The organism is Streptomyces sp. NPDC002853 (genome assembly GCF_053591915.1).
This window is the reverse complement of sequence record NZ_JBSFUS010000015.1, coordinates 204,888-229,788: the sequence shown is the minus strand read 5'-3', so window position 1 is coordinate 229,788 and position 24,901 is coordinate 204,888. Positions and strand designations below refer to the sequence as shown.

The 24,901-nt window shown below is 71.6% G+C and carries 27 protein-coding genes; 13 read left to right on the top strand and 14 right to left on the bottom strand.

Annotated elements, in window-relative coordinates; genetic code table 11:
* The first annotated feature begins 95 nt into the window (after nt 1-95).
* Nucleotides 96-779 (top strand): uracil-DNA glycosylase, encoded by a 684-nt coding sequence (ung, locus tag ACWD02_RS36345; RefSeq protein WP_451219075.1) that lies wholly within the window; start codon nt 96-98, stop codon nt 777-779.
* Between the two features lie 34 nt (nt 780-813).
* On the opposite strand, the gene ACWD02_RS36340 is transcribed toward ung, so the two are convergent.
* Complete coding sequence (locus ACWD02_RS36340) at nt 814-1,245, bottom strand: DUF3224 domain-containing protein (protein ID WP_451219072.1); 432 nt, start codon at nt 1,243-1,245, stop codon at nt 814-816.
* 122 nt (nt 1,246-1,367) lie between these two features.
* Between ACWD02_RS36340 and ACWD02_RS36335 the strand changes: the two genes are divergently transcribed.
* Together ACWD02_RS36335 and ACWD02_RS36330 are read left to right on the top strand one after the other, a co-directional pair.
* Complete coding sequence (locus ACWD02_RS36335) at nt 1,368-2,330, top strand: helix-turn-helix transcriptional regulator (RefSeq protein ID WP_451219069.1); 963 nt, start codon at nt 1,368-1,370, stop codon at nt 2,328-2,330.
* A 97-nt stretch (nt 2,331-2,427) separates the two neighbouring features.
* Complete coding sequence (locus ACWD02_RS36330; protein ID WP_451219066.1) at nt 2,428-2,916, top strand: hypothetical protein; 489 nt, start codon at nt 2,428-2,430, stop codon at nt 2,914-2,916.
* A gap of 26 nt (nt 2,917-2,942) precedes the next feature.
* Here the strand turns inward: ACWD02_RS36330 and ACWD02_RS36325 are convergent, their stop codons facing one another.
* Nucleotides 2,943-3,398 (bottom strand): hypothetical protein, encoded by a 456-nt coding sequence (locus ACWD02_RS36325; RefSeq protein ID WP_451219063.1) that lies wholly within the window; start codon nt 3,396-3,398, stop codon nt 2,943-2,945.
* Between the two features lie 221 nt (nt 3,399-3,619).
* Nucleotides 3,620-4,198: a TetR/AcrR family transcriptional regulator gene (locus ACWD02_RS36320; RefSeq protein ID WP_451219060.1), complete on the bottom strand. Its 579-nt coding sequence runs from the start codon at nt 4,196-4,198 to the stop codon at nt 3,620-3,622.
* A 103-nt stretch (nt 4,199-4,301) separates the two neighbouring features.
* Here ACWD02_RS36320 and ACWD02_RS36315 point away from each other — a divergent pair, with 103 nt between their 5' ends.
* Together ACWD02_RS36315 and ACWD02_RS36310 are read left to right on the top strand one after the other, a co-directional pair.
* Entirely contained in the window at nt 4,302-5,558 is a 1,257-nt protein-coding gene (locus ACWD02_RS36315) for an FAD-dependent monooxygenase (protein ID WP_451219057.1), read from the top strand.
* A gap of 35 nt (nt 5,559-5,593) precedes the next feature.
* Nucleotides 5,594-6,499: a Gfo/Idh/MocA family protein gene (locus ACWD02_RS36310; protein WP_451219055.1), complete on the top strand. Its 906-nt coding sequence runs from the start codon at nt 5,594-5,596 to the stop codon at nt 6,497-6,499.
* Here the strand turns inward: ACWD02_RS36310 and lnt are convergent.
* Both lnt and ACWD02_RS36300 read right to left on the bottom strand, forming a co-directional pair.
* Entirely contained in the window at nt 6,423-8,114 is a 1,692-nt protein-coding gene (gene lnt, locus ACWD02_RS36305) for an apolipoprotein N-acyltransferase (protein ID WP_451219052.1), read from the bottom strand. The two genes, ACWD02_RS36310 and lnt, sit on opposite strands and share 77 nt — an antisense overlap.
* Before the next feature lie 114 nt (nt 8,115-8,228).
* On the bottom strand, nt 8,229-8,738 hold the full coding sequence (locus tag ACWD02_RS36300; protein ID WP_451219049.1) for a nuclear transport factor 2 family protein: 510 nt from the start codon (nt 8,736-8,738) through the stop codon (nt 8,229-8,231).
* Between the two features lie 354 nt (nt 8,739-9,092).
* Between ACWD02_RS36300 and ACWD02_RS36295 the strand changes: the two genes are divergently transcribed.
* On the top strand, nt 9,093-9,704 hold the full coding sequence (locus tag ACWD02_RS36295; protein ID WP_451219046.1) for an HAD family hydrolase: 612 nt from the start codon (nt 9,093-9,095) through the stop codon (nt 9,702-9,704).
* A gap of 75 nt (nt 9,705-9,779) precedes the next feature.
* On the opposite strand, the gene ACWD02_RS36290 is transcribed toward ACWD02_RS36295, so the two are convergent.
* Nucleotides 9,780-9,959, bottom strand: a complete 180-nt coding sequence (locus tag ACWD02_RS36290; protein WP_365822279.1) for a hypothetical protein — start codon at nt 9,957-9,959, stop codon at nt 9,780-9,782.
* 248 nt (nt 9,960-10,207) lie between these two features.
* Between ACWD02_RS36290 and ACWD02_RS36285 the strand changes: the two genes are divergently transcribed.
* Nucleotides 10,208-11,029 (top strand): membrane protein, encoded by an 822-nt coding sequence (locus ACWD02_RS36285; RefSeq protein WP_451219042.1) that lies wholly within the window; start codon nt 10,208-10,210, stop codon nt 11,027-11,029.
* A gap of 12 nt (nt 11,030-11,041) precedes the next feature.
* Here the strand turns inward: ACWD02_RS36285 and ACWD02_RS36280 are convergent, their stop codons facing one another.
* The 4 genes from ACWD02_RS36280 to ACWD02_RS36265 all read right to left on the bottom strand — a co-directional run bounded on the left by ACWD02_RS36280 (nt 11,042) and on the right by ACWD02_RS36265 (nt 13,819).
* Nucleotides 11,042-11,356, bottom strand: coding sequence for a DUF6401 family natural product biosynthesis protein (locus ACWD02_RS36280; protein ID WP_451219039.1), 315 nt, complete (start codon nt 11,354-11,356; stop codon nt 11,042-11,044).
* Between the two features lie 71 nt (nt 11,357-11,427).
* Entirely contained in the window at nt 11,428-12,021 is a 594-nt protein-coding gene (locus ACWD02_RS36275) for a DoxX family protein (protein WP_451219036.1), read from the bottom strand.
* Nucleotides 12,022-12,066: 45 nt separating this feature from the next.
* On the bottom strand, nt 12,067-12,942 hold the full coding sequence (locus tag ACWD02_RS36270) for an undecaprenyl-diphosphate phosphatase (RefSeq protein ID WP_451219033.1): 876 nt from the start codon (nt 12,940-12,942) through the stop codon (nt 12,067-12,069).
* 172 nt (nt 12,943-13,114) lie between these two features.
* Nucleotides 13,115-13,819 (bottom strand): TVP38/TMEM64 family protein, encoded by a 705-nt coding sequence (locus ACWD02_RS36265; protein WP_451219030.1) that lies wholly within the window; start codon nt 13,817-13,819, stop codon nt 13,115-13,117.
* Nucleotides 13,820-13,896: 77 nt separating this feature from the next.
* Here ACWD02_RS36265 and ACWD02_RS36260 point away from each other — a divergent pair, with 77 nt between their 5' ends.
* From ACWD02_RS36260 to ACWD02_RS36250, 3 genes are all read left to right on the top strand, one after another.
* Entirely contained in the window at nt 13,897-14,595 is a 699-nt protein-coding gene (locus ACWD02_RS36260; protein ID WP_451219027.1) for a DNA alkylation repair protein, read from the top strand.
* 331 nt (nt 14,596-14,926) lie between these two features.
* Nucleotides 14,927-16,096 carry an elongation factor Tu gene (gene tuf / locus ACWD02_RS36255; protein WP_451219024.1) on the top strand — a complete coding sequence of 390 codons (1,170 nt, stop codon included), beginning with the start codon at nt 14,927-14,929 and terminating at the stop codon, nt 16,094-16,096.
* 132 nt (nt 16,097-16,228) lie between these two features.
* Nucleotides 16,229-17,020, top strand: coding sequence for a spermidine synthase (locus tag ACWD02_RS36250; protein WP_451219184.1), 792 nt, complete (start codon nt 16,229-16,231; stop codon nt 17,018-17,020).
* A gap of 458 nt (nt 17,021-17,478) precedes the next feature.
* On the opposite strand, the gene ACWD02_RS36245 is transcribed toward ACWD02_RS36250, so the two are convergent.
* The 3 genes from ACWD02_RS36245 to ACWD02_RS36235 form a co-directional block, all read right to left on the bottom strand.
* The gene (locus tag ACWD02_RS36245; protein WP_451219181.1) at nt 17,479-18,810 is read right to left on the bottom strand and encodes an MFS transporter; all 1,332 of its coding nucleotides are present in this window, start codon (nt 18,808-18,810) and stop codon (nt 17,479-17,481) included.
* Nucleotides 18,811-18,888: 78 nt separating this feature from the next.
* Nucleotides 18,889-19,929, bottom strand: a complete 1,041-nt coding sequence (locus tag ACWD02_RS36240; protein WP_451219021.1) for a hypothetical protein — start codon at nt 19,927-19,929, stop codon at nt 18,889-18,891.
* 170 nt (nt 19,930-20,099) lie between these two features.
* A complete protein-coding gene (locus ACWD02_RS36235; RefSeq protein WP_451219018.1) occupies nt 20,100-21,047 on the bottom strand; it encodes a hypothetical protein in 948 nt (315 codons plus the stop codon).
* A 96-nt stretch (nt 21,048-21,143) separates the two neighbouring features.
* Between ACWD02_RS36235 and ACWD02_RS36230 the strand changes: the two genes are divergently transcribed.
* The 3 genes from ACWD02_RS36230 to ACWD02_RS36220 all read left to right on the top strand — a co-directional run bounded on the left by ACWD02_RS36230 (nt 21,144) and on the right by ACWD02_RS36220 (nt 24,245).
* Nucleotides 21,144-21,581: a DUF4442 domain-containing protein gene (locus ACWD02_RS36230; protein WP_363206715.1), complete on the top strand. Its 438-nt coding sequence runs from the start codon at nt 21,144-21,146 to the stop codon at nt 21,579-21,581.
* Between the two features lie 206 nt (nt 21,582-21,787).
* The gene (locus ACWD02_RS36225) at nt 21,788-23,494 is read left to right on the top strand and encodes a carboxylesterase/lipase family protein (protein WP_451219015.1); all 1,707 of its coding nucleotides are present in this window, start codon (nt 21,788-21,790) and stop codon (nt 23,492-23,494) included.
* A gap of 82 nt (nt 23,495-23,576) precedes the next feature.
* A complete protein-coding gene (locus ACWD02_RS36220; RefSeq protein ID WP_451219012.1) occupies nt 23,577-24,245 on the top strand; it encodes a DedA family protein in 669 nt (222 codons plus the stop codon).
* Nucleotides 24,246-24,247: 2 nt separating this feature from the next.
* Here ACWD02_RS36220 and ACWD02_RS36215 read toward each other — a convergent pair whose 3' ends face one another.
* Entirely contained in the window at nt 24,248-24,778 is a 531-nt protein-coding gene (locus ACWD02_RS36215; RefSeq protein WP_451219009.1) for a gamma carbonic anhydrase family protein, read from the bottom strand.
* Nucleotides 24,779-24,901: the final 123 nt, after the last annotated feature.

The following is a 24,901-nucleotide window of genomic DNA, read 5'->3' as shown; positions in this document are numbered from 1 at the left end:
AGCGAAGGGCCGCGGGTCGCGGGCAGCGGGGTGATTGTCAGTGGTCGCCGGTAGGTTCTGGGGTGAGAAGTGACCGCACACCGGAGGTTGTTGACGTGACCGACATCGCCATGCTGCCCGCGTCCTGGCGCGGAGTCCTCGGCGAGGAGCTGCAGAAGCCCTACTTCAAGGAGCTCACCGAGTTCGTCGAGCAACAGCGGGAGCAGGGCCCCGTCTACCCTCCGCGTGACGAGGTGTTCGCCGCACTCGACGCGACGCCGTACGACCAGGTCAAGGTGCTTGTCCTCGGCCAGGACCCGTATCACGGCGAGGGGCAGGGGCACGGTCTCTGCTTCTCCGTGCGGCCCGGTGTGAAGACCCCGCCCTCGCTGCGGAACATCTACAAGGAGATGAAGGAGGAGCTCGGCCACCCCGTGCCGGACAACGGCTATCTGATGCCGTGGGCCCAGCAGGGCGTCCTGCTCCTGAACGCGGTGCTCACGGTCCGCGCCGGAGAGGCCAACTCCCACAAGGGCAAGGGCTGGGAGAAGTTCACCGACGCGGTGATCCGCGCGGTCGCCGAGCGTCCGGACCCCGCCGTCTTCGTCCTGTGGGGCAATTACGCCCAGAAGAAGCTGCCCCTCATCGATGAGGAGCGGCATGTGGTCGTGAAGGGCGCGCACCCCTCGCCGCTCTCCGCGAAGAAGTTCTTCGGCTCGCGCCCCTTCACACAGATCGACGAGGCGGTGGCCGCGCAGGGTCACGAGCCGATCGACTGGCGGATTCCGAACCTGGGCTGAGCATCTTCCGGGCTGGGCTGGGCCGGGCTGGGCTTCAGCTGATCGTGTACGTGAGGCTGTACGGCACGGTGGACTCACCGTGCCGCGCAGTGAACGCGCCGGTGCCGCTCAGCCTCGTCAACTCGCCTGCCCCTGAACCTGGTTGGACGGTCAGGGTGCAGGTGATCGTGCCGTCGGCGCCGAACGAACCGCGCTGCTCGAGGACGAACGAACCCGCTCGGCCGTCGAGGGTTCCTTCGATGAACTCGTGGCCCACGAAGGCGCCGGTGGTCTCGTCGGTGTAGACGAGCGTGTACTCGCAGGAGGTGCCGGTGGCCTCGATGACGCCGGTGAAGTCGTTGGTGACGGCGGCGTGCGCGATGCGGGAGCCGCCTTCCGCTCCGGCGACGGGCTTCTCGTCCCAGCGGGTGAAGGTGAAGGTACCAGTGGCAGTGACAGAGGTGGTGTCTACGGGCTGCGTGGTCACGGGGTGCCTTTCGTTCTGGCGGTGAGGCGGCTGGGTGGGTGGTCGCCGCGTGTCGGCTTCCGGGATCAGCGTGCCGCTCAGACCTGACACCTTCTGTCAGGTACGGGTGCAGACTTGCTCCCATGCGCGCCGACCGCCTCCTCGCCCTGCTTCTGCTGCTCCAGAACAGAGGGCGCATGACCGCGCCCGAACTCGCCGGGGAACTCGAGGTCTCGGTGCGGACCGTCTACCGGGACGCGGAGGCCCTCGCCGCCTCCGGCGTGCCCGTGTATGCCGAGCGGGGTCCGGCGGGCGGCTTCCGGCTGATGGACGGCTACCGCACCCGGCTGACCGGCCTCACCGACGACGAGGCCGACTCCCTCGCCCTCGCCGGGATGCCGGCCGCCGCGGCTGATCTGGGGCTCGGTGCCGAACTGGTCACCGCGCAGCTCAAGTTGGGGGCGGCGCTGCCGGCCGGGCTCGGTGAGCGGTCACGGCGGATACAGGAGCGTTTCCACCTGGACGCGGAGGGCTGGTTCCGTGCGGCCGATCCGGCGCCGCTGCTGCCCGTGGTCGCCGACGCCGTGTGGCGGCGGCGGGTGCTGCGGGCGCACTACCGGCGGTGGGGCGGCGAAGTGCGGCGCGAACTGCACCCTTTGGGGCTCGTGCTCAAGGCGGGAAACTGGTATCTGGTGGCGGCCGCCGACGGCACCGTACGCACCTACCGGGTCTCACGGTTCCTGGAGGTGACGGCGACGGACGAGGAGTCCGCGCGGCCTGCCGGGTTCGATCTGGCCGCCTACTGGGAGAGCGCCGCGCGCGACCTGCGGGCGCGGGTGCTGCGGGGGACGGCCCGGGTACGGGTGTCGCCGACGGGGCTTCGGCTTTTGCCCGCGCTGTTCGGGGCAGCGGGGACGCGGGCCGTGGAAGCGGCAGGCGAGCCGGACGCGGACGGCCGAAGGGTGGTCGACCTGGAGGTCGAGACACTGCCCGTCGCCGTGAGCGACCTGCTCAGGCTCGGCCTGGAGGCGGAGGTGCTCGGCCCGCCCGAACTGCGCGCGGAGGTGGCACGGACCGTCACCGGGCTGGCCCAGCGGTACGCGTGAGCGCCTCGCGGCCGATCGCGCCTGACCGTGATTGTCAGTGGGGGCGGATAGCGTCGAGAGCGGTTGGCACGATGGGCGTACGAGTGTGGAGGACCCGGTGGCGGAGCAGCAGGAGCAGGCGGCGGAAGACGCCATGATGACCCGGATCGGGCAGGCGGTCATGCTGCACCACGGGGGTGACCGTGAGGAGGCGCGGGACCGCTTCCTCGGTCTGTGGTCGGAGATCGGCGAGGAGGGCGACCCACTGCACCGCTGCACACTGGCGCACTACATGGCGGACACGCAGGAGGACCCCTCGGACGAACTGGCCTGGGATCTGCGGGCGTTGTCGGCTGCGGACGAGCTCACGGACGAGCGCCTGCACGAGCACCACGACTCCATCGCGGTCCGCGGTTTCTACCCCTCGCTGCACCTGAACCTGGCCGCGGACTACGCGAAGCTGGGGCGCCCCGAGGCGGCGCGCAACCACATCCGGCGGGCGCGTGGGGCGGTCGGGGCACTGGGGGACGACGGGTACGGGGACGGGGTCCGGGCGGCCATCGGGAGGCTGGAGCTCCAGTTGGGGGAGGGCAGCGAGGTCGAGTGAGGCGGGGGGCTTCGCTCGCGTGAGGGTCAACGCCCGTAGGTGTCCTGGCAGATGAGTGCCTCGGGGCTGCCCGGCTGCCAGCCGCCGTACTGCTTGCCGAGGGTGCAGAGGTCCGCGATCGAGGGCGCGGAGGTGGGCAGAACGGCCGGTTCGGCGACCTCGGGCCGGGGAGCGCGGCGCTGCGGGGGCGGGTCCGAAGGCCGTGCGGGGGCGGCCGTACGGGGGTGTGCGGTGGGCACGGTCGGGGCGGTGCCGGTGGCGCGGGGCGCCGGGGCCCGCGGTGTCTCGATGAGCTCCAGCGCCTCGCGGGCGGGGGCTTCCACGACGCGCGGGCGGGAGTTGCCGTCGGCGCGGGGGGCCGGGGGCGGGGCGCTCGCGGCGGACGGTCCGGGCGCGGGTTGCCGCTCGACGCTCACACAGCCGGAGAGGGCGGTGACCGCCACGGAGGCCAGGAGTGTGGCGGTGGTCGTGGTTCGGTGCATTCGCGCAACTCTGAGGGGTGGGGGGTGCTTTCGGCGAGGAAACGAGGGGAAGTTGGCCCGCATGGGTGAGTCCGGGCGCCTCCGCCCCCGCCTCCGCCCCCGCACCTGCTGGCCCGCGGTACTTGTCTCCCCGGCGGTGCACCCGTGGGCCCCGCGGTTCCTGGCGCGCTTGATGGGAAGAAGTGGGGGTCCGTGCCGAGCGAGGTGAGGGTGGCCCGGTGTCATGCCCTGGGGAGCATTCCCCGTAGTAGTTCGGTGAGGCCTGTTCGTAGGGCCTGCTTGGTTGGGGGCGGGGTGCGGTACGAGCCTGCCGCGTGGGTGAACAGCAGGCCTTCGGTCCATGCCACCAGCGACAGCGCGTGTCGCTCCGGGGCTGGTGAGTCCAGGGTTCGCATCAGGGTGACCAGGGGCTCCGTGAAGCGTGGTCCCGTGGCGTCGTAGAAGGCGCGTAGTTCTGGTCGGCGGGTTGCCTCCAGGGCCAGTTCGTAGCGGGCGATCAGGAGCGCGCGGTGGTCCGTCAGGTAGCGGTGCAGGGCCTGGGCGAGTGCCGTGATCACGGGCTCGAGCCCGCCCGGCCCCGGATGTGCCGACTCCGGGAGGCCCAGCAATTCGGCCTCCCGATCCGCCAGCCTTCGCACCGCCGCTTCCAGAAGTGCGAGCCGCGTACGCGCGTGGTTTGAGGTCGAGCCCTGCGGGAGCCCCGCGGCCTCGTCCACCGCCCGGTGCGTGAGCCCCCGCATGCCTCGCTCGGCGAGCAGGGCGAGGGCCGTGTCGGCGATCAGTTCGGTGCGTGCGGGCATGCGGACCACCCTAGCCGCCGTCACTACAGGTGTAGTATCTCGGTGTGTCGGCCACTACAGATGTAGTGGCGCGTACGTCAGCTCGAGCACGAGGAGCAGAGTCATGGCACAGCCTCAGCGGCCCCAACAGCCCCCTCGCCCGCATCGGCCCTCCCGGCCCCCCAAGCCCCACGCCGTGATCATCGGCGGAGGCATCGGCGGCCTCACCTCCGCCATCGCCCTGCACCTGTCGGGCTGGCAGGTGACCGTCCTGGAAAGAGCCGCCACCTTGGAGCCCGTCGGCTCCGGGATCGGGCTCGCCCCCAACTCCCAGCGCGCCCTCGACGTCCTGGGGCTCGGTGACCGGATCCGCGCTCTCGCCGCCTGGGAGGGCGGCGGAGGCGTGCGCGCGCAGGACGGGCGCTGGCTCGTGCGGACGTCCGCGGCGGCGACCGCCGCGGAGTTCGGCGGCGCGCTGGTCCTCGTGCATCGCGCCACCCTCGTCGACCTGCTCGTCACCGCACTGCCCGCGGACGCCCTGCGTACCGGGGTGCGCGCCGACCTCGTCGATCCGGGGTCGCGGGACCGCAGGGCCGTCGTCCGTACCGGCGACGGGGACACCATCGAGGCAGATCTCGTGGTCGGCGCCGACGGCATCAACTCGGCCGTGCGCACCGCCCTGTTCCCGGCCCACCCGCAGCCGACGTACGCCGGATTCACCGCCTGGCGCCTCGTGGTCCCCGCTCCGGGCCGCCCCTTCGAACCGCACGAGACCTGGGGCCACGGCGGCGTCTGGGGCACCCATCCGCTCAAGGACGGCAGGATCTACGCGTACGCCACCGCCACCGTCCCCGAAGGCGGCTACAGCCCCGACGGCGAGAAGGCCGAGATGGCGCGCCGCTTCGCCGACTGGCACGACCCGATCCCCGGGATCATCGCCGCCGCGCGCCCCGAGGACATCCTGCGCAACGACGTGCGCCACATGAGCACGCCGCTCGCGCGGTACCACCGCGGCCGGGTCGCCCTCATCGGCGACGCCGCGCACGCCATGGCGCCCACGCTGGCCCAGGGCGGCAACCAGGCCATCGAGGACGCCGTCGTCCTGGCCCACCACGCCGATCCGGGAGGCGACCTGGCCGCCGGGCTCGCCCGCTACAGCGCGGTGAGGGTGCCGCGCACCACGGCGATCGTCCGGCAGGCGGCGCGCGCGGCCCGCATGAACCACCTGACGAGCGCCCCGCTCATCGCCGTACGCAACGAAGTCATGGCCGCCGCTGGGCGCCTCGGCCCGAACCTGATCCTGCGGAGCTTCGCCTCCATCGCCGACTGGCGGCCGCCGCAGCAGCCGTATGCTGCGGGAGCGCGACTCGCACAGAGGTAGCGCGGCACGAGCGGCAGAGGAGACAGGGGACAGTGGTGAAGGTCGGCTGTATCGGACTTGGTGACATCGCGCAGAAGGCGTACCTTCCGGTGCTCACCACCCTGCCCGGGGTCGAGCTGCACCTGCAGACGCGCACGCCCGCGACCCTGGCCCGCGTCGCGGGCACCCACCACATCACCGAGGAGCGCTGCCACACCGACCTGGACGCGCTGCTCGCCCAGGGCATCGACGCCGCCTTCGTGCACGCCTCGACCGCCGCCCACCCGGAGATCGTGACGCGGCTGCTCGAAGCGGGGGTGGCCACCTACGTCGACAAGCCCCTGGCCTACGAACTCGCCGACTCCCAGCGGCTCGTGAGCCTGGCCGAGGAGCGCGGGGTCAGCCTCGCCGTCGGCTTCAACCGCCGCTTCGCGCCCGGCTACGCGCAGTGCGTCGAGCACCCGCGCGAGCTGATCCTCATGCAGAAGAACCGCGTCGGCCTGCCCGAGGACGTGCGCACGCTCGTCCTGGACGACTTCATCCACGTCGTGGACACCCTGCGCTTCCTGGCGCCGGGGCCGATCGACCACGTCGGGGTGCGCGCCCGCGTCCAGGACGGGCTCATGGAACACGTCGTGCTGCAGCTCGCGGGGGACGGGTTCACCGCGCTCGGCGTGATGAACCGGCTGAGCGGTTCCACCGAGGAGATCCTCGAGGTCTCCGGTCAGGACACCAAGCGTCAGGTGATCAACCTCGCCGAGGTCATCGACCACAAGGGCCAGCCCAGCGTGCGGCGGCGCGGTGACTGGGTGCCGGTGGCGCGGCAGCGCGGCATCGAGCAGGTGGTGCACGCCTTCCTCGACGCCGTGCGCGCGGGCAAGGTGCTCAGCGCCCGGGATGCGCTGGCGACCCATGAGCTGTGCGAGCGTGTGGTCCGTGCGGCTCTGGAGCAGGCCGCCTGAGGCGATCTTTCGCGGGCCTTCGCAGGGACCGCAGGCCTTCCGCCGCGCACAGCACCGCGAGCACGGCCAGGGCCGTGTGCACGGGCCAGTCGCCCAGCCTGACGTACGGCGTGACGCCCTCGGCCAGCGGAATGTCGTACGTCGACGTGGCGCTCGCCGAGGTGCCGAGCGGCGCTCCCACCCGCTCGCCGCCCGCGCCGTACACCGCGGAGACGCCGGTGAGCGTGGCGTGCACCATGGGGCGGCCGGTCTCGGCGGCCCGCACCGCCGCGAGCGAGGCGTGCTGCTCGGGCGCCCAACTGGACTGGAAGGTCGAGGTGGACGACTGCGCGAGCAGCAACTGGGCGCCCTCACGCGTCAGATGGCGGCTCATGTCGGGGAACGCCGATTCGAAGCACACCAGCGGGCCGACGTGCAGGCCGTCCCCCACGGACATCACCACCGGACGCTCGCCGCGTCTGCGGTCCTCACCGGCCGCCTTGCCCACGGACGTCGCCCAGCCGAGGAGCGAGCGGGCGGGCACATACTCGCCGAAGGGGACGAGCCGCATCTTGTCGTAGCGGTCGCCGGTCGGGCCCTCGGGGCCCACGAGGACGGAGCTCTTGAAGATGCCGGGCCGGTCGGAGCGGCGCGCGTCCACGTTCACCAGGATGTCGGCGCCGAGCTCCCGGGACAGCGCGGCTATCCGCCGGGCGACGTCGGGGCGCTCCGCGAGGTCGTACCCGACGCTGCTCTCGCCCCAGACGACGAGGTCCAGATCCTGCCCCGCCAGGCCGCGGGTCAGCGTCTCCTCGCGCGCGAACCGCTTCTCGGCACCGCCCACCCCGTCGATGACGCCGGGCTGGACGACGGCCACACGCATCCGGCCCGCGGCTTCGGGCCGCGGCGCCCACGCCCAGGCGGAGGTGGTCACGGCGGCCACGGCCACGAGACCGGCGGTGGCGGGGACTGCGGCCCTGGCGATGGCGGTGCGGGCCGTCCCCGGTGGGCGTACGGCGTGGGCCGGTACAAGCGTCGCCACGAGCGCCGCGACGGCGGTGTTCACGGTCACGAGCAAGGCGCTGACCAGCCACACCCCGCCCACCGACATCAGCCGCAGGGCGGGCTCGACCTGCCACTGACTGGAGCCGAGCAGCCCCCACGGGCCCCCGAGACCCTCCCACGACCTGACCAGTTCCACCATCAGCCAGCCGGACGGCAGGACGACCAGCGCGGCCGCGGTCCGCCCCGGTGTGAGCACCCCGCCCAGCAGACGCCGTACGAGCCAGCCCCACGGCGCCCACAACAGGCCGAGCAGCGCGGCGATGACGAGGGTGAACACGTGCAGGCTCGGCAGCAGCCAGTGATGCACCGCCACCATGAACCCCAGGCCGCCGAGCCACCCGTCGATCGCCGCCCTGCGCCCGGTCCCCGCCGAGCGTGCCAGCAGGATCCAGGGCACGAGCGCGACGTAGGCGAACCACCACAGCGACGGTGCGGGGAAGGCGAGGGCCGGCAGCGCGCCGGCAAAGACGGCGATGGCGCCGCGCCAGCGGGCCGACGCGAGCAGCCCCGCGGCCGAAGCGGCGGTGAGGCGTGGCCGCCGCGGGTCCCGGTCGTCGCAAAGTGGATCCATGCAGCGCCTCCCTCGGTCCCCGACGCCCGGTCGTCCCTCCAGTGTGCGCGCCCCGGACGATCTAGGACAGTGCGTCTGCCACGCGTTTTCCCGACCTTTTCCCGGCCCGTTCCCCTAGCCGGACGGGCGCGTCACGGGCCGCTGCTGCATCTGGCGCCACTTCTCTTGCACGGTCACCTGACTGAGCCGCCAGCCCTGCTGCGTACGCAGAGCCGTGAAGGCGTAGCGGCCGCCGCAGATGAAGTCCGGCGCGGAGGATTCCGCGCCGCCCTCGCCCTTGTGCCCCGCCTCGCCCGAGGCGAAGCGCATGGGGTTCACGTAGTCGGCCTGGACCTGCGCCACGTCACCGATGTCCTGGTCGAGTGTCCCGAACCGTAGCCTCCGGTTGACGATCAGATGCTGCCGCATCGGGAAGAGCCGCATCGTCCCGGCCAGCCATACGGCCACCTCCGCGGCGCCGGCGTCCACACCGCCCGCCGAGCTGTAGTCGGCGCGGCCGTCCGGGGTGAAGAGCCGCTGGTAGGCGTCCCAGTCGCCGTCGTCGACGGTCACTGCGTACTCGGTGATGAGGGAGTCGATGGCCAACCGGTCCATCACGGCGGCCAGTTCCACGCGCTGCGTCATCGGGTCAGTGTTGGGCACGGGGGGAGCGCAGCCAAGAGGCGTGCAGGTACGTGCCGGACCGGGCGCCGGCATGCGATGCGCGTGTTGTGGTCGGAGGGGGGCCGGTTGCGGGGCAACTGCCCTACTATGAACGGCAGTTGAGCAACCGTTCCATGTCGTCGAAGTAAGCAGTCACACTCCGAGCTGGGAGACCCGGTGAAGAACGAGCAGCGCATCGCGGCGTACAAACGGCAGGGCAATCGAACGGAACTGACGGGGCGGCAGAAGCGCCGTGTGGCGCGGAAAGCGCGCCAGGGGAAGGGCTGACGCGGCAACCGTTGACGGCGGGGGCGTGCCGCGGCGACAGTACGGCACATGAGCCCGCGCGCCCGCGCCATTCTGATCGACGTCGGCGGTGTGCTCGTCCGCGAGTATCTGCCCGCCGTCGCGGCGGCCTGGGGCAGGCGGCTCGGCCTCACGGCCACCGCCTTCATGGCCGCCCTGTACGAGGGGAACGATTCCGGGGTCCTCATCGGCCGCGTCAGCGAGGACGCCTGGTGGGAGACCGTCCGAGGGCGGCTCCGCACGGAACCGGACGTGATCGCCGAGCTGCGCCGGGACCTGGCGGGCAGGGAGACCTGGGACGAGGAGCTCGTGGCGTGCCTGCGCGGCCTGCGGAAGCAGGGCGTCCGCACGGCCGTGGTCAGCAATACCTGGCCCGGCCTGCGTGAGCGGATGTCGGACGGCGGCCTGACGGACATCGCCGACCGCCTCGTCCTGTCCTGCGAGGTCGGATGCGCCAAACCGGACCGGCGGATCTACGAGATCGCACTGCGGCTGCTCGCCGTCGAACCCGCGCGGGCGCTGTTCATCGACGACACCTCCGGCAATGTCGCGGCGGCGAGGGCGCTGGGGACGGCAGGCCACGTGCACACCGAAACGGCACAAACCCTCGCTCGTATAAGGGAGTTCACGTCTCAGGGGTGAGGACCTGCCGTGAGGGATGAAGTGAGGACCTGTGGCGAGGGCCTGAGGTCGAAAACCTGATGTCGAAGACCCGAACTAGGCCGCCTTGACGACCTCTTCGCGTACGGCGGCAGCCCACTCGGTCACCAACTGTTCGTACTCCCGGCGCTGTTCGGCCGAGAGACGTCCGCCGGCGCGCATCCACAGGCCGCGGATCCGCTCGTTCAGTTCCGCGGCAGACCGTGCGGAACCAAGGGGCTGAGGGGTTAAGGGCATGAGTCAAGCCTAGGGGATAGCTACGACAATCGGAACTCTCAGCTACCGGGCACATGCCCCAAGTGAGCGGTCGCACAGCGGAGCGGCTCGTCGCACGCCGTCACCCGTACGGCGCATCACCGCACCGCCCCAGGCCGTGGCCCCTGATATCCAGGGGAGAAGGGACGCGCCGGAAGCCGCGCGCCGTGGGGGATTCATCGCCTCGACGCCACTGCGGCGGCCGGGGCCCACCGAGTGGAGGACCACTCATGTCTCAGTACATAAGTCTCTCCGTGGACTTCACCCAAGGCCTCAACGACGCCTGGTCGAAGGTCGCTCAGTTCGTGCCGAAGCTGATCGGCTTCCTGGTCGTCCTGGTCATCGGCTGGTTCGTGTCGAAGCTGATCGCGCGGGTCCTGGACCGGGTCCTGCGCAAGGTCGGCTCGGAGAAGCTCGCCGAACGGGCGGGCGCGTCCCGCATGCTGGCGAACTCCAAGTACGACATGACGGGGATCGTCTGCAAGGTCATCTACTTCGCCCTGCTCCTGATCACCTTGCAGCTGGGCTTCGGTGTCTTCGGCAGCAACCCGGTCTCCTCGATGCTGGACGGCATCGTCTCCTGGATCCCGCGCGGCGTCGTCGCCATCGTCCTGATGGTCGTCGCCATGGCGGTCGCCAACATCGTGCGCGACATCGTCACCAGCGCCCTGTCCTCGATGTCGTACGGGAAGACCGTCGGCACGATCGCGTGGGCCTGCATCGTCGCCCTCGGTGTGTTCGCGGCCCTCGGCCAGGCGGGCATCGCCACCACGGTCACCCAGCCGGTCCTGTACGCCGCGCTCGCGGCCGGTGCCGGCATCCTGATCGTCGGCGTGGGCGGTGGCCTCATCGGCCCGATGCGGCAGCGCTGGGAGCGCTGGCTGAGCACGGCGGAGCAGGAGACGGTCAAGGCCCGCGGCAGCGTCAGCGCCTACCAGGCGGGACGCCAGGACGCGATGACCAACCAGCCCGCGCGGGAACGTACGCGTCAGGACATGGGCAATGACATGGGCAGCCACCTGCGCGACGACGACATGCGCGACGGCATGTGACCGGTCCGGGGCTCAGGCCCCGGAGGACTCCGGCACCAGGTCGTGCCGCCTCACCAGCCAGGAGATGGCGGTGAGGCGGCACACCGCGTAGTCGTGGCCCACCGGCTCCCGCCACCCGTTCTCGGACAGCGCGTCGAGGAACCCCAGGGCGTAGTCCGAGAGGATCTCCGGGTCCGGCGCCGGCGGCACGAGCCCGGCCCCGCCCATCTCCAGCCGGTCCCGCAGCTCCGCCACGTGCTGGTCCACGGCGGCCGTGAAACCGGGCTCGAAGGCGAACTCGGCGAAGCGCGGGGCGTACGAGGCGCTGATGCGGGCGAGGGGCGACATCCCTTCACCGTAGGGCGGCCAAACCCTCCTGAAGAGGGTCTTTCGGCATGCCATTGGTCACAACGTCCTGGTCACGTCCCCGTCACCTTGGTCAGCGCGCCCCTGGCGTCGTTCAGTGCGCCCCTGGCATCGCGCCCGGCGTTGCGGGCGACCCGCCGTCCGGACTCCGCCGCGCCACGTCCGCGATGGGCCCCGGACTTCACGGCGGAGCGGCCGCGGGTGGCGCCGGACTTGGCGGCGCTCCGGCCGCGGTAGGCCAGGGAGGGCTTGCCGTGGGTGTCGGCCGCCGCGATCAGCAGGCCGCCGAGCAGCGAGAGGTTCTTGACGAACTGGGTGCGCTGGGCGGCCCGACGCTCCGGGTCCTCTTCCTTCCACCAGGCGTGCCCGGCCAGCGTGGTGGGCACGAGGGTTCCGGCCAGCGCGAGTGCGGCGAAGCGCGGAACCCGCCCGGTGGCCAGCATCGCGCCGGCACCGAGCTGCACCGCACCGTTGATGCGGACCAGGCGTTCGGGGTCCTCCGGCAGCCGGGGAATCCGGGAGCCCAGCGGAACCGCGACGGGCTCCGCCGCGGCGGCCACGCGCTTGGGGTTCCGGAGGGTACTGAATCCCCCCGACAGGAAGACCGAGGCGAGCAAGGGGCGTGCGCATTTCCTGAGAACAGCCATGCCATCCGGCTTCCCCCGATACGGGCCCTCAGTCAGCGCCCTGCGCTACCCCGCCGACTCGCCCGCGTGCGGGCTCAGCGCACCCGTGCCGACCAGGATGAACAGCACGATGCCGAGCAGGACCCGGTAGTAGACGAACGGCATGAAGCTCTTGGTGGTGATGAACTTCATGAACCACGCGATCACGGCATATCCGACAATGAACGCGACGATCGTCGCGAAGATCGTCGGGCCCCAGGAGACATGGCCGCCCTCGCTCGCGTCCTTGAGCTCGAAGACGCCGGAGGCGAGGACCGCCGGGATGGCCAGCAGGAACGAGTAGCGGGCCGCGGCCTCGCGGGTGTAGCCCATGAGCAGGCCGCCGCTGATGGTGGCGCCGGAGCGGGAGACGCCCGGGATCAGGGCCATCGCCTGGCACATGCCGAAGATCAGGCCGTCGCGGACGCCCAGTTCCCTCAGGCTCTTGCGCTCCTTGACGGCGCGGTGCTTCCCGCCGGCCTCGTCGCGGGCCGCCAGGCGGTCGGCGATGCCGAGGACGATGCCCATCACGATCAGCGTCGTGGCGATGAGCCGCAGGTCGCGGAACGGCCCCTCGATCTGGTCCTTGAACGTGACGCCGAGGACGCCGATCGGGATCGAGCCGACGATGACGAGCCAGCCCATCTGCGCGTCGTGGTCCGAGCGCGGCACCTTGCCGAAGAGCGAGCCGGTCCACGCGGAGATGATCCGTGCGATGTCCTTGCGGAAGTAGATCAGCACGGCGGCCTCGGTGCCGATCTGGGTGATCGCGGTGAACGCGGCCCCCGGATCGTGCCAGCCCGCGAACGCCGCGGTCAGCCGCAGATGCGCGCTGGACGAGATCGGGAGGAACTCGGTCAGTCCCTGGACGAGCCCGAGGATGAAGGATTCAAGCCAAGACATGGAAACTGCGCCGTCCAAGTACGGATCATGGGCTGCGGGTGCGGTCATGTGATGGGACACGGGAGGTGTGCGAGCGAGGGGTGATCACTCCCCTGCCGTGGGGCAGCGTAGCGTCACTTGGTTACGAGACCGCGGGAGGGCCGCCGTCCGGCGCTCGCCGCCTGTCGGCGGCCTACCGGTTTCGCAAGTGGTGGCGCTTGCACCACGCCACGACCGCGCCCGCGAGGCCCGTCACCGCGATGAATCCCATCGCGACGAGGAACACGGGGGACGTCGGCGTCGACGCGCGGGCGCCCGCGATGACGTACGCGGCGGTGTTCGGGATCGATCCCAGGCCGGTGGCGAGCAGAAACGGCAGCCACCCCATGCGGGACACCGAAGCGCAGTAGTTGGCCGCCGCGAACGGCACCCCGGGGAACAGCCGCGCCGCCAGCATCGACCGGAAGCCGTGTCTGCTCAACTGCCCGTCGGCCGCCTTCAGCCAGCGCCCGCGGAGCAGCGGGCGCAGCGCGTCCTGGCCCAGCATCCTGCCGAGCCCGAAGGCGATCCCGGAACCGAGGACCGTGCCCGCGAGTGCCGCGACGAGGCCCGCCTGCGAACCGAACAGGGCGCCCGCCGCCAGATTGAGCAACGGGCGCGGCACGAACGCGGTGGTGCACAGGCCGTAGGCGACGGCGAAGACCAGGACGGCGGCGGCGCCGCCGAGCTGCGCGGGCCAGCCGTCGGACAGGATCCGCTGTGGTTCGAAGAGCAGTACGCACGTTCCGGCGGCCGCGAGCAGTGCCACCAGCAGCGACAGCCGCGACCACGGTGAGAACAACACCCTGGTGCAGCGCTCGGCGAAGCCTTGCGGACGGACGGCAGCGGAGTCGAACATCCGGGGAGACTAACCGACAAATGTGTGTGATCGCCGTATGGGACGTCTCACGGGCGTCACAGTTCTAGGGTGCGTCCATGAGCGTCACCGCCCCGCGCAGCGACTTGGCCGACACCGTCATGGCGCGGCTCACCGCCGCCTACACGGCGCCGGTTGACCCCGAATGGGCCTCGCGGGCACAGGCGTACATGAGGGACGTCGCGCCCTTCCTGGGCTTGCCCACGCCGTTGCGCCGCCAACTGTCCCGCACGGTGCTCGCCGGGCTCCCGCGCCCCGACGAGACCGACTGCGCGGCGATCGCGCTGCGCTGCTGGGAACTTCCGGAACGCGAGTACGCGTACTTCGCCGTGGACTATCTGCGGCGCAACGTGACCCGCCTGCCGTCCGGCTTCCTGCCGGTCGTGCGCCACCTCGTGACGACGGTCCCCTGGTGGGACACGGTCGACGCGCTCGCCGCGCATGTCGTGGGCGGTCTGGTCGCCGCCGACCCGGGGCTCAGGACCGAGATGGACGCCTGGGCCGGGGACGAGAACCTGTGGGTGGCACGCGCCGCCCTCCTGCACCAGCTCCGGTACAAGGACGCCACCGACACGGAACGCCTCTTCGGTTACTGCGTACGCCAATCGGGGCACCCCGACTTCTTCATCCGCAAGGCCATCGGCTGGTGCCTGCGGGAGTACGCCAAGACTGATCCGGACGCCGTACGCGCCTTCGTCGGGCGGGAGCGCGGGCGCCTCGCGCCGCTCTCGGTGCGCGAGGCCCTGAAGAACCTCTGAGCGCACCGGACTTCACGGGCCACTCCCGTCGCGAGCCCGCCGCGAGCCCGGCGAAAACCATTCGACGAACTCCTGCCCGTCGGCAATGATCTGCGACATGTTCCGGTACGCCTTTCACGCAGACACGTCCGCAGTCGCGGACGTCGCGAAGGCTGCCGTTCTCCTCTGCGCCGCATTTCCTGTCGACGGCGCCCGACGCTGACCCTCCCCGGACACTCCGGCGGACCCCATAGGGGGAGGGTCGGTCCGGCCCCGGGGTCCCCGTCCCGAACGCGCACGCGATGACGTGCGCCCAGGACTTCAGCTTTCGAGTTCCGGAGAAGGAACCGCCATGTCCAAGACGGCTTACGTCCGCACGAAACCGCACCTCAACATCGGCACGATGGGCCACGTCGACCACGGCAAGACCACCCTGACCGCCGCCATCACCAAGGTCCTCAGCGAGCGCGGCACCGGCACGTTCGTGCCCTTCGACCGCATCGACCGCGCCCCCGAGGAGGCGCAGCGCGGCATCACCATCAACATCGCGCACGTCGAGTACGAGACCGACACCCGGCACTACGCGCACGTGGACATGCCGGGCCACGCCGACTACATCAAGAACATGGTCACCGGCGCCGCGCAGCTCGACGGGGCGATCCTCGTCGTCTCCGCGCTCGACGGGATCATGCCGCAGACCGCCGAGCACGTCCTGCTCGCCCGGCAGGTCGGCGTCGACCACATCGTCGTCGCGATCAACAAGGCCGACGCGGGTGACGAGGAGCTGACCGACCTCGTCGAGCTGGAGGTGCGCGACCTGCTGTCCGCGCACGGGTACGGGGGCGACTCCGTCCCCGTCGTACGGGTCTCGGGGCTGAAGGCGCTGGAGGGCGACCCGCGGTGGGCCGCGGCCATCGAGGCGCTGCTCGACGCGGTGGACACCTATGTGCCCATGCCCGAGCGGTACGTCGACGCGCCCTTTCTCCTCTCGGTGGAGAACGTGCTCACCATCACCGGACGCGGAACCGTCGTCACCGGGGCCGTCGAGCGCGGCACCGTGCGGATCGGCGACCGGGTGGAGGTGCTCGGCGCTCAGACGGAGACCGTCGTCACCGGCCTGGAGACCTTCGGCAAGCCGATGGAGTCCGCGCAGGCCGGCGACAACGTGGCGCTGCTCCTGCGCGGGGTGCCACGCGACGCCGTACGACGCGGGCATGTCGTCGCCGAGCCGGGCAGCGTCAGTCCGAGCCGCCGCTTCACCGCGCAGGTGTACGTCCTGTCGACCAAGGAGGGTGGCCGGTCGACGCCGATCGTGACCGGCTACCGGCCGCAGTTCTACGTCCGCACCGCGGACGTGGTCGGCGACGTCGACCTCGGCGAGGTTGCCGTCGCCCGGCCCGGCGACACCGTCACGATGACGGTCGAGCTCGGCCGCGACATGCCCTTGGAGACGGGCCTCGGCTTCGCGATCCGCGAGGGCGGCCGCACCGTCGGCGCGGGCACGGTGACCGAGGTCGGCTGACGTCCGGCGCCCGCCTCCCGCGGGGGATCCACCCCCGGGGGAGGCGGGCACAATGGAGCGGTGACTGAGGACGAACACGCGGACGAGGCCAGGGCCGTGATCAAGGCCGTCGACCACGGCACCGCCAAGCTGATGCCGGACGTGGACCGGCCGCGCGCCTGGCTGCTCACGGTCGACGGAGCACCCCAGTCGTACGTCGACCTGGACGCGCCCACCCACCTGGAGTTCGAGTACGCGCAGCGGCTCGCGCACGTCCTGGACACGGCCGACGACCAGGACCGCCCGCTGGATGTGGTCCACCTCGGCGGCGGCGCGCTCACACTGCCCCGCTATGTCGCCGCGACCCGGCCCGGTTCGCGGCAGGACGTGGTGGAGGCGGACCGGGGGCTGCTCGAACTGGTCACCGAGCGGCTGCCGTTGTCCGAGGACTCCGGGATCACCGTGCACGGCGCCGACGCCCGGCAGTGGCTCGAGGCGGCGGCTCCGGACAGCGCCGATGTACTGGTCGCCGATGTGTTCGGCGGCTCGCGGGTGCCCGCCCATCTGACGTCGGTGGCCTACGCGCGTGCCGCGGACCGGGTGCTGCGCGCGGGCGGGCTCTACGCGGCGAACCTCGCCGACGGGGCGCCGTTCGGTTTCCTCCGCTCCCAGCTCGCCACCTTCGCCGAGGTGTTCGGGCAGGTCGCACTGATCGCCGAGCCGTCCGTGCTGCGCGGCCGCCGCTTCGGCAACGCGGTGCTCATCGCCTCGCATGCGGCCATCGAGATCGAGGCACTGGCCCGCCGGACCGCGGCCGACGTCTTCCCGGCACGCGTCGAGCACGGCGCCGCGCTACGCCTGTTCACCGGCGACGCGAAGCCGGTGCGGGACGAGAACGCGGTGGCTTCACCTGAGCCGCCGGGCGGGGCTTTCAGCATTGGGTGAGGTTTGGGTGCGGGGGCTGTCGAGCGTGCGGCCCGGGGGAGTGGCTGACTTGGTGGGATGGGTTGCCGAGGGCGGGCTGCCTCACCTGAGCGTCCGGTGGGGCGTGCAGTTTTGGCTGCGGTTTGGGGCGGGGCTGTCGAGGGCGCCGCTGGGGAGAGTGGCTGCCTTTGCGGGATGGGTGGTCGGGGCGGGCCGAGGACGCGGTGGCTTCACCCGAGCTGCCGGGCGGGGCTTTCAGCCTTGACTGCAGCTTGGTGTGGGGCTGTCGAGGGCGCCGCTGGGGAGCGGCTGCTTCTGGGTGGGAGGGGTGGTCGGGGCCGGATGTGGACGCGGTGGCTTCACCCGAGTCGCCCGACCGGGGCGTGCAGTCTTGGGTGCGGGGGCTGTCGAGCGTGCGGGCGGGGGAGTGGCTGCCTTGGTGGGATGGGTGGGCGGGGTGGGATGTGGGTGCCGTCGCCTTAGCCGAGTCGTCCGACGGGGCCTTCCGCGTCCGCTGGGGGCGTCGCCGGGGAACCGCCCAGGGGAGCGGCCGCCTTGGTGAGGTCCATGGCGACCTCCTTCGACGACGTGCGCCGTGTCAGATTGCGTACGTCCGGGACGAAGAGCACCAGCGCCGTCACCACGACCACGAGGACCGCACAGCCCCACAGCGACGCCGAACGGCCGAAGGCGAGCTCGGCCGGGCCCGCGAGTGCCGTGGCGAGCGGAACCATCGCGACCGAACCGAACCAGTCGTACGCGGCGACCCGCGACAGCTTCTCCTCGGGGATCTCCTGATGCATCGCCGTCATCCACGAGACGCCGAACACCTCGATCGCGACGCCGCTGACGAACATCACCGCCGCGAGCCCCCACACCGGCAGCGGCACCGCGAGCGCCGCCGACGGGGCGGCGAGCGGGAAGACGCACAGGGTGCCCGCGAGCAGCAGACGGCGCGGCTTCCAGCGCATCATCAGGAACGCGCCGCCGACCGTGCCCGCCCCGAACGCGCCCAGCGCGAGACCCCAGGGCCCCGCGCCGCCCAGTTCGTCCTGGGCGACCAGCGGCCCGAAGACCGCCTCGGCCGCGCCCACCACCGCCACCACCACGGAGAACTGCGCGACGATCGCCCACAGCCACGGCCGTCCGGTGAACTCCCGCCAGCCCTCGCGCAGATCGGAGAGCAGCCCACCGCCGGGCGCACGCACCGGGATGTGACTGACGTCGAGGAGTGACCGCAGGGCCGCGGCCACCGCGAACGCTGCCGCGTCCACCGCGAGCACCCAGCCGGGCCCGATCGCGGCGACCATCAGACCGCCGAGCGCCGCGCCGCCGAGGCCCGCGCCCTGCATCGCCATGCGGTACAGCGCGAAGGCGCGGCTCGCCTGTTCGCCGCTGACGGTCGACATCAGCATGCCTTCGGCGGCCGGGCCGAAGAAGGCCTGACCGGTGCCGCCGAGCGCGGTCAGCAGCATCATCGACCAGAGCGGGGGCGTGCCGGAGATGACGAGGACCGCGAAGACCGCCTGCGACACGCAGTTGAGCGCGTTGGCCGCGACCATCACGTGGTGGCGCGGCAGCCGGTCGGCGACGGCGCCGCCGATCAGCAGGAACAGCACGAGCGGCAGCGTGCGCGCCGCCGCCACCAGACCTACGTCCCCGCCGTCACCACCCGAGTCGAGCACAGCGAACGCCGCCGCGATCAGGGCACCGTGGCTGCCCAGATTGGTCACGATCGCGGCGGCGGTCAGCAGGCTGTAGTTGCGGCCGGCCCAGGCGGGGCGGCGCACGGCGGGGGGAGTGGTCACCAGGGGACTATCCACGCCGGGACGCCGACTTGCCAAACCGTTTCCGCGCGGGGGCCGGGACCCCGCGGGCGGCTCAGCGGCTCAGGACTCCTCGGGGTCGCCGTGCAGCCGTACCGTGCTCAGGATCTTCTTCACCGTGGCGTCGGGAATCTCGTCCTTCACACCCTTGGCGCCGTACAGCGACCAGGCGACGTACTCACCGTCGCCGTTCTTGAAGGAGAACGTCGTGGCCTTGCCGTCCGAGTCGCACTTGTCCTCCTTGACGACACCCGACGTCGTGGAGGTGGCGACGCTGCCCTTGACGCCGGACGTGGTGGTGTACGACTCCACCTTGCCGACCTTGATCCGCTTCTTGTCGGCCTTCTTCTGGCCCGTGTACCCGCCGAATACCCACCACGCGGAGTCGTTGCGCGCGACGTCCTTGGTGTTCTTGGCGCCGTTCTGGCCCTTGGTGCCGACCGCACCGAGGGCGACGTCGTCCTTGGTGCCGTCCTTGTCGTCGTCGGACGAGCACCACTTCGACTTGTAGTGCGCGGGCGCGGACATGCCGATGAGCGCGCTGCCGTCGTCCTTCTCCCGGTCCTCGAAGCCGATGAAGGTGCCGGGGGTGTCGACCTCCCAGTCCGCGGGCACGTCGAAGGCCGTGCCCCACTTGGGGTTCACGACGACCTGCCAGCCCTCGATCGTCGGCTTGGGGCCGTTGTCCGTGCCCCGCTCGGAGCCGCCCTCGGTCTCGCCGGTGCTCGGCTTCGGCGAGGCCGACTTGGCCGGCGACTTCTTGTCCGGCTTGCCGTCCGCCTCGTCGTCCTTGTCGCCGCCGAGCACCAGGAAGCCCGTGACACCGGCGGCGACCAGGACGGCGAGTGCCGCGACGATCGCGGTGATCTTCGTCTTGTTTCCGTCCCCGCCCTGCCCGCCGCCCGGCTGGGGCGGCATCGGCGGTGGGGTGGGCGCCGCCCACTGCGGCTGCTCCGGCTGCGAGTAGGAGCCGGAGTGCGGCTGCTGCTGGTACCCGGGCTGCTGGTAAGGGTTCGGCTGCTGGTACCCCGGCTGCTGGTACGGATTGGAGTTCTGGTCCTGCGGGTTCTGCTCGCCCCCGGGCGGCTGCTGTCCTGGCCACATGGGCAGTAACCATAGAGGGGCTTGTGGCCTGATGTCATCGCTGCCCCCGCGGCGGGGACGGCGCGTCGGGCCATATCCCCCCGCGGGGTACGAAACGCCTCGCGACTGCGTGGGGTCCGGCGGACAGTCGAACTGGTCCTGCGGGTTCTGCTCGCCCCTGGGGCGCCCGTTCAGGGCTTCGGCTTCGGCCGCGCCTTGATCTCGCGCACCGTACCGAGCATCTTCTTGACCGTGGCGTCCGGGACTTCGTCCCCCACGCGCTGAGCGCCGAAGAACGACCACGAGACGAGTTTCCCCTCGGAGTCCTCGAAGCCGAAGGTGGTCGCCTTGCCGGCCGTCCGGCATTTGTCGTCGTTCTCGATGCCGGAGACCGAGGACGTGGCCAGGCTGCCGGTGATGCCGGACCTGGTGGTGTACGACTCCACCGCGCTGGTCTTGATCTTCTTCCGGTCGGGCTGCGCGTACACGCCGTACACCCACATCGCCGAGTCCTTCCTGGCGATCTCCTCGGCGCTCTTCGCGCCGCGGTTGCCCCGGCTGCCCGCCTCCGCGAGAGGCGTGTAGTCCTTGGTGCCGTCCCGGTCGGAATCGCTCCCGCACCACTGTTTCTTGAGCACGGCGGGCGCCGCCATCCCGATCAGGACGCTGTCGGGGTCGTCGCCCTCCCCGACGGCCGTGACCCAGTCGGGCGACCTGAGTTCCCAGTCCGGGGGGACGTCGAAGGCGATTTTGCGCTCGCCGTTCACGACCGTGCGCCAGCCGGGCACCGTCGGCTTCGGCCCCCGGTCGTTGCCGCGGGAGTCGGAGCCGTCGGACCCCGCCGTACTCGCGGCCGCGGACGAGGACTTCGCGGGGTCCGGCTTCGCGCCGTCGTCCTTGTCACCGCCGAGTACCAGGAAGCCGGTGACGCCCGCGGCCACCACGACCGCCGCCGCGGTGACGACGGCGATGACCTTGGTCCTGCTGCCGCCCCCGCCGCCCCCTCCGCTCTGCGGTGGCCGGGGTGTGCCACCGGGGACGGTGGGCGCGTTCCACGGTGCGGGTTGCTGATATCCCGGCTGGTGGTACGGGTTCGGCTGGTTCGGCCCGGCCCCGGGCTGCTGCTCTCCTGGCCACATGCGCAGCAACGATAGGTGACCGTGATCCAGCCCGGGCAGGCTCCTGGTCAAAGAACGCTACTGATGGGTAACATCCCGGCCATGAGCACTGACCAGATGTCGATAGGCGAGATGCTCGCCGCCACCGTGCCGATGGCCCGGACGCTGAACCTCGAGTTCCGCGAGACCACCCCCGAGAAGGCCGTGGTCGCCCTGCCCGACCAGGCCGAGTACCACAACCACGTCGGCGGCCCGCACGCCGGAGCCATGTTCACGCTGGGGGAATCGGCGAGCGGCGCCATCGTGCTCGCCGCGTTCGGCGACCAGCTCTCGCGCGCCGTGCCGCTCGCCGTGAGCGCCGACATCGCGTACAAGAAGCTCGCCATGGGGCCGGTGACCGCCACCGCCACCCTCGGCCGCCCGGCCGCCGAGGTCGTCGCCGAGCTGGACGCGGGGCAGCGCCCCGAGTTCCCGGTGGCGATCGCGATCCAGCGCGAGGACGGCGCGGTGACCGGCGAGATGACCGTCGTCTGGACGCTGCGCCCCAATAACTGAGTCGCGTACGGGCGTTCGCTTCCGTACGTTCGTTGAACACGGCGGCGTCGCGTCGGCCGGGCCACGGGGGTCCCGACCGGCGCGGCGCCGTTCGTCCTGACACCATCGAGCCGTTTCGGCCGGCTTTCCGTGCAACTCATTGACACGAGTCAGCAGCGGTCATAGTTTCCGGCCGCCAGGGTTGACGTCGTCAGGGGAGTCGCCGCATGAGACGCACGGGGCGCACGGGACGCACGGGGCGCACGGGACGCACGGGACGCACGGGACGCACGGGACGCACGGGACGCACGGGACGCAAGCGAACCATCCTCACGGTCATTGCCGCCGCGGCGGCGCTGCTCGCCCCGCACGCCGCGCAGGCCACCCCCGCGGACGCGCCCCGAACCGGCGGCAGCACGCTCGTCCGCACGGACGCGGGGTGGCTGCGCGGTGAATCCACGGCCGAGGGGCGGCAGTTCCTCGGCATCCCGTACGCCCGGCAGCCCGTCGGCGACCTCCGCTGGAAGGAGCCGCGTCCCGCCAAGTCCTGGCAGGGCGTGCGCGGGGCGACCTCCTTCGGCAACCGCTGTGTCCAGACGGCGAGTTGGGACCCCGGGTACGAGAACCCCAGCCACACGGAGGACTGCCTCGACCTCAACGTCTACGTGCCCAAGGGGCGGCACGGGCCGCAGGAGCAGCGCCCGGTCATGGTCTGGCTGCACGGCGGCGGGCTCACCGCGGGCGCGGGCGAGGACGTCGTGCCCGACACCTTCGCCCGGCGTACCGGCACCGTCGTGGTGACCGTCAACTACCGCCTCGGTGCCTTGGGTTTCCTCGCCGGCGAGGGCCTCGACCCGGAGGCGTCCGACCAGGTCTCGGGCAACTACGGCCTGCTCGACCAGCAGGCCGCGCTGCGCTGGGTGCGCGCCAACATCGGCTCGTTCGGCGGTGACCGGCGGCGCGTCACCATCGCGGGCGAGTCCGCGGGCGGCCGCTCGGTCTGCACCCAGCTGGCCTCGCCCACAGCCAAGGGCCTCTTCCGCGCGGGCATCGTGCAGAGCGGGGCCTATGGGGACTGCGCCGCCCGCGAGCGCGACGACGCACTCACGCAGGGTGCGGCGTTCGCGAAGAAGGCGGGCTGCCCCGACCCGGCTACCGCCGTCGCGTGTCTGCGCGAGAAGCCCGCCGAGAAGATCCTCGCCGCGCAGGCCGGGTTCGACTGGGGCCCGGTGGCCGGCGGCGACTTCCTGCCGGTCCAGCCGGAGGAGGCGTACGAGAACGGGAGCGCCTCCCGGGTGCCGGTCCTGAACGGCGCGAACAGCGACGAGGGGCGCCTCTTCGCCTACGGCCAGTTCGACGGGCAGGGCAAGCCGCTGACCGAGGAGCAGTACCCGGGCGCGCTCACCCGGACGTACGGCGCGGAGCTGGGCGCCGAGGTCCTCGATCGCTATCCGCTCGCCGGGCACGCCTCGCCGACGCACGCGTACGCGGCCGCTCAGGGCGACCAGATGTTCGCCTGCCCGGCGCTGCGCATGGACAGGTCGCTCGCGGGCCGGGGCCCGGTCTACGCCTATGAGTTCGCCGACCGCACCTCGCCGCCCTTCGCCTCGATCCGGGAGGCGGGCAGGACGTTCGACTTCGGGGCGACCCATGTCAACGAAGTGCAATATCTCTTCAAGCACTTCGGGCTCGCGTCACCCCTCGACGCGGAACAGCGGGTTCTTGCCCGGCAGATGGTCCAGTACTGGGGTTCGTTCATCCACGGCGGTGTGCCGCGCGCCGAGGGCCAGCCCACGGCGCCCGACCAGCGGACGCAGCCGGGCCAGGTGCTCTCGCTGCGCACCGCCTCCGCGGGCGGGAACGAGCTGAGCGGCACGGTGGGCCGTGCGCACCGGTGTGACCTCTGGGACGCCGCCCCGGCCGAGGCCGGGTGAGCGGGTAGGCTGCCCGGCGTGCGCGATCTTGGGGGGAGCGCGCACGCCGGGTACACGCACATCAGCACAGGAGGAACCGGCGTTGCACGTCCAGGAATGGCTGGAGACCGTACCGGCCGTCAGTATCTACGCGCTGGTGGGCGTGGTCATCGGTCTGGAGAGCCTGGGCATTCCGCTGCCGGGTGAGATCGTCCTCGTCTCCGCGGCGCTGCTCTCCTCGCAGCACGGCGAGCTGGACCCCGTCATCCTGGGGATCTGCGCCACCGCGGGCGCCATCATCGGCGACTCCATCGGGTACGCGATCGGGCGCAAGGGCGGTCGGCCGCTTCTCGCCTGGCTCGAACGCAAGTTCCCCAAGCACTTCAGCGCCGCGAACGTCGGCAGCGCCGAGCGGTCGTTCCAGAAGTGGGGCATGTGGGCGGTCTTCTTCGGCCGCTTCGTCGCGCTGCTCCGGATCTTCGCCGGACCCCTCGCGGGCGTTCTTCGCATGCCGTACTGGAAGTTCCTGATCGCCAACGTGCTCGGCGGCATCGTCTGGGCGGGCGGTACCACCGCCGTCATCTACTACATCGGTGTCGTCGCCGAGGACTGGCTCAAGCGGTTCTCGTACTTCGGCCTGGCCATCGCCGTGCTGATCGGCGTCGGCTCGATGCTGTTCGTCAAGCGCCGCGCCAAGAAGTCGGCGGAGCGCGCCGAGGCCGAGACCGCTGTGCCGGTGGCCGAGCCCGTTCCGGTCCCGGCCACCGACTGACGTCACTTCGCGTGGGCGTCCTTGTGGGCCTTGGCCAGCTCGACGTACATCGTGCCGTTGAGGGTGACGCCCGCGCGCTCCTCGTCGGTGAGCGGGCGGCGCACCTTGGCGGGAACGCCCGCCACCAGTGAGCCGGGCGGCACGACCATCCCCTGCGGCACGAGGGCCTGCGCCGCGACCAGCGAACCGGCGCCGATCACCGCGCCGTTGAGGACCGTCGCCCCCATGCCGATCAGGCAGTCGTCCTCGACGGTGCAGCCGTGCAGGACGGCGTTGTGGCCGACCGAGACCCGCTCGCCGATCGTCATCGGGAAGCCCAGGTCGACGTGCAGGCTGCAGTTGTCCTGGATGTTGCTGTCGGCGCCGACGACGATGGGTCCGCCGTCCGCGCGGAGCACCGCCCCGTACCAGGCGCTCGCACCGGCGCGCAGCGTCACCTCGCCGATGATGACCGAGGTGGGCGCGGTGAAGGCGTCCTGGTCGATCTGCGGGTCCTTGCCGCCGAACCCGGTGATGAGTGCCTCGTGGCTCATCGGAACTCTCCATTCGTACGTGTCTCGCGCCTGGCGGAACCGTACGGGACGGGGTGGGGTCCACAGCCCTGTGGGGTGAAGATCACAGGGGTCCGGGCTCACCGGGCCGCGCGCGGCTGAGTA

Coding starts and splice junctions, on each gene's coding strand:
- ACWD02_RS36335 (WP_451219069.1), top strand. CDS start 1,368: ATGCGCGCCGACCGCCTCCTCGCCCTGCTTCTGCTGCTCCAGAACAGA.
- ACWD02_RS36325 (WP_451219063.1), bottom strand. CDS start 3,398: ATGCACCGAACCACGACCACCGCCACACTCCTGGCCTCCGTGGCGGTC.
- ACWD02_RS36320 (WP_451219060.1), bottom strand. CDS start 4,198: ATGCCCGCACGCACCGAACTGATCGCCGACACGGCCCTCGCCCTGCTC.
- ACWD02_RS36315 (WP_451219057.1), top strand. CDS start 4,302: ATGGCACAGCCTCAGCGGCCCCAACAGCCCCCTCGCCCGCATCGGCCC.
- lnt (WP_451219052.1), bottom strand. CDS start 8,114: ATGGATCCACTTTGCGACGACCGGGACCCGCGGCGGCCACGCCTCACC.
- ACWD02_RS36300 (WP_451219049.1), bottom strand. CDS start 8,738: ATGACGCAGCGCGTGGAACTGGCCGCCGTGATGGACCGGTTGGCCATC.
- ACWD02_RS36295 (WP_451219046.1), top strand. CDS start 9,093: ATGAGCCCGCGCGCCCGCGCCATTCTGATCGACGTCGGCGGTGTGCTC.
- ACWD02_RS36290 (WP_365822279.1), bottom strand. CDS start 9,959: ATGCCCTTAACCCCTCAGCCCCTTGGTTCCGCACGGTCTGCCGCGGAA.
- ACWD02_RS36285 (WP_451219042.1), top strand. CDS start 10,208: ATGTCTCAGTACATAAGTCTCTCCGTGGACTTCACCCAAGGCCTCAAC.
- ACWD02_RS36280 (WP_451219039.1), bottom strand. CDS start 11,356: ATGTCGCCCCTCGCCCGCATCAGCGCCTCGTACGCCCCGCGCTTCGCC.
- ACWD02_RS36275 (WP_451219036.1), bottom strand. CDS start 12,021: ATGGCTGTTCTCAGGAAATGCGCACGCCCCTTGCTCGCCTCGGTCTTC.
- ACWD02_RS36270 (WP_451219033.1), bottom strand. CDS start 12,942: ATGTCTTGGCTTGAATCCTTCATCCTCGGGCTCGTCCAGGGACTGACC.
- ACWD02_RS36265 (WP_451219030.1), bottom strand. CDS start 13,819: ATGTTCGACTCCGCTGCCGTCCGTCCGCAAGGCTTCGCCGAGCGCTGC.
- ACWD02_RS36260 (WP_451219027.1), top strand. CDS start 13,897: ATGAGCGTCACCGCCCCGCGCAGCGACTTGGCCGACACCGTCATGGCG.
- tuf (WP_451219024.1), top strand. CDS start 14,927: ATGTCCAAGACGGCTTACGTCCGCACGAAACCGCACCTCAACATCGGC.
- ACWD02_RS36250 (WP_451219184.1), top strand. CDS start 16,229: ATGCCGGACGTGGACCGGCCGCGCGCCTGGCTGCTCACGGTCGACGGA.
- ACWD02_RS36240 (WP_451219021.1), bottom strand. CDS start 19,929: ATGTGGCCAGGACAGCAGCCGCCCGGGGGCGAGCAGAACCCGCAGGAC.
- ACWD02_RS36235 (WP_451219018.1), bottom strand. CDS start 21,047: ATGTGGCCAGGAGAGCAGCAGCCCGGGGCCGGGCCGAACCAGCCGAAC.
- ACWD02_RS36230 (WP_363206715.1), top strand. CDS start 21,144: ATGTCGATAGGCGAGATGCTCGCCGCCACCGTGCCGATGGCCCGGACG.
- ACWD02_RS36225 (WP_451219015.1), top strand. CDS start 21,788: ATGAGACGCACGGGGCGCACGGGACGCACGGGGCGCACGGGACGCACG.
- ACWD02_RS36215 (WP_451219009.1), bottom strand. CDS start 24,778: ATGAGCCACGAGGCACTCATCACCGGGTTCGGCGGCAAGGACCCGCAG.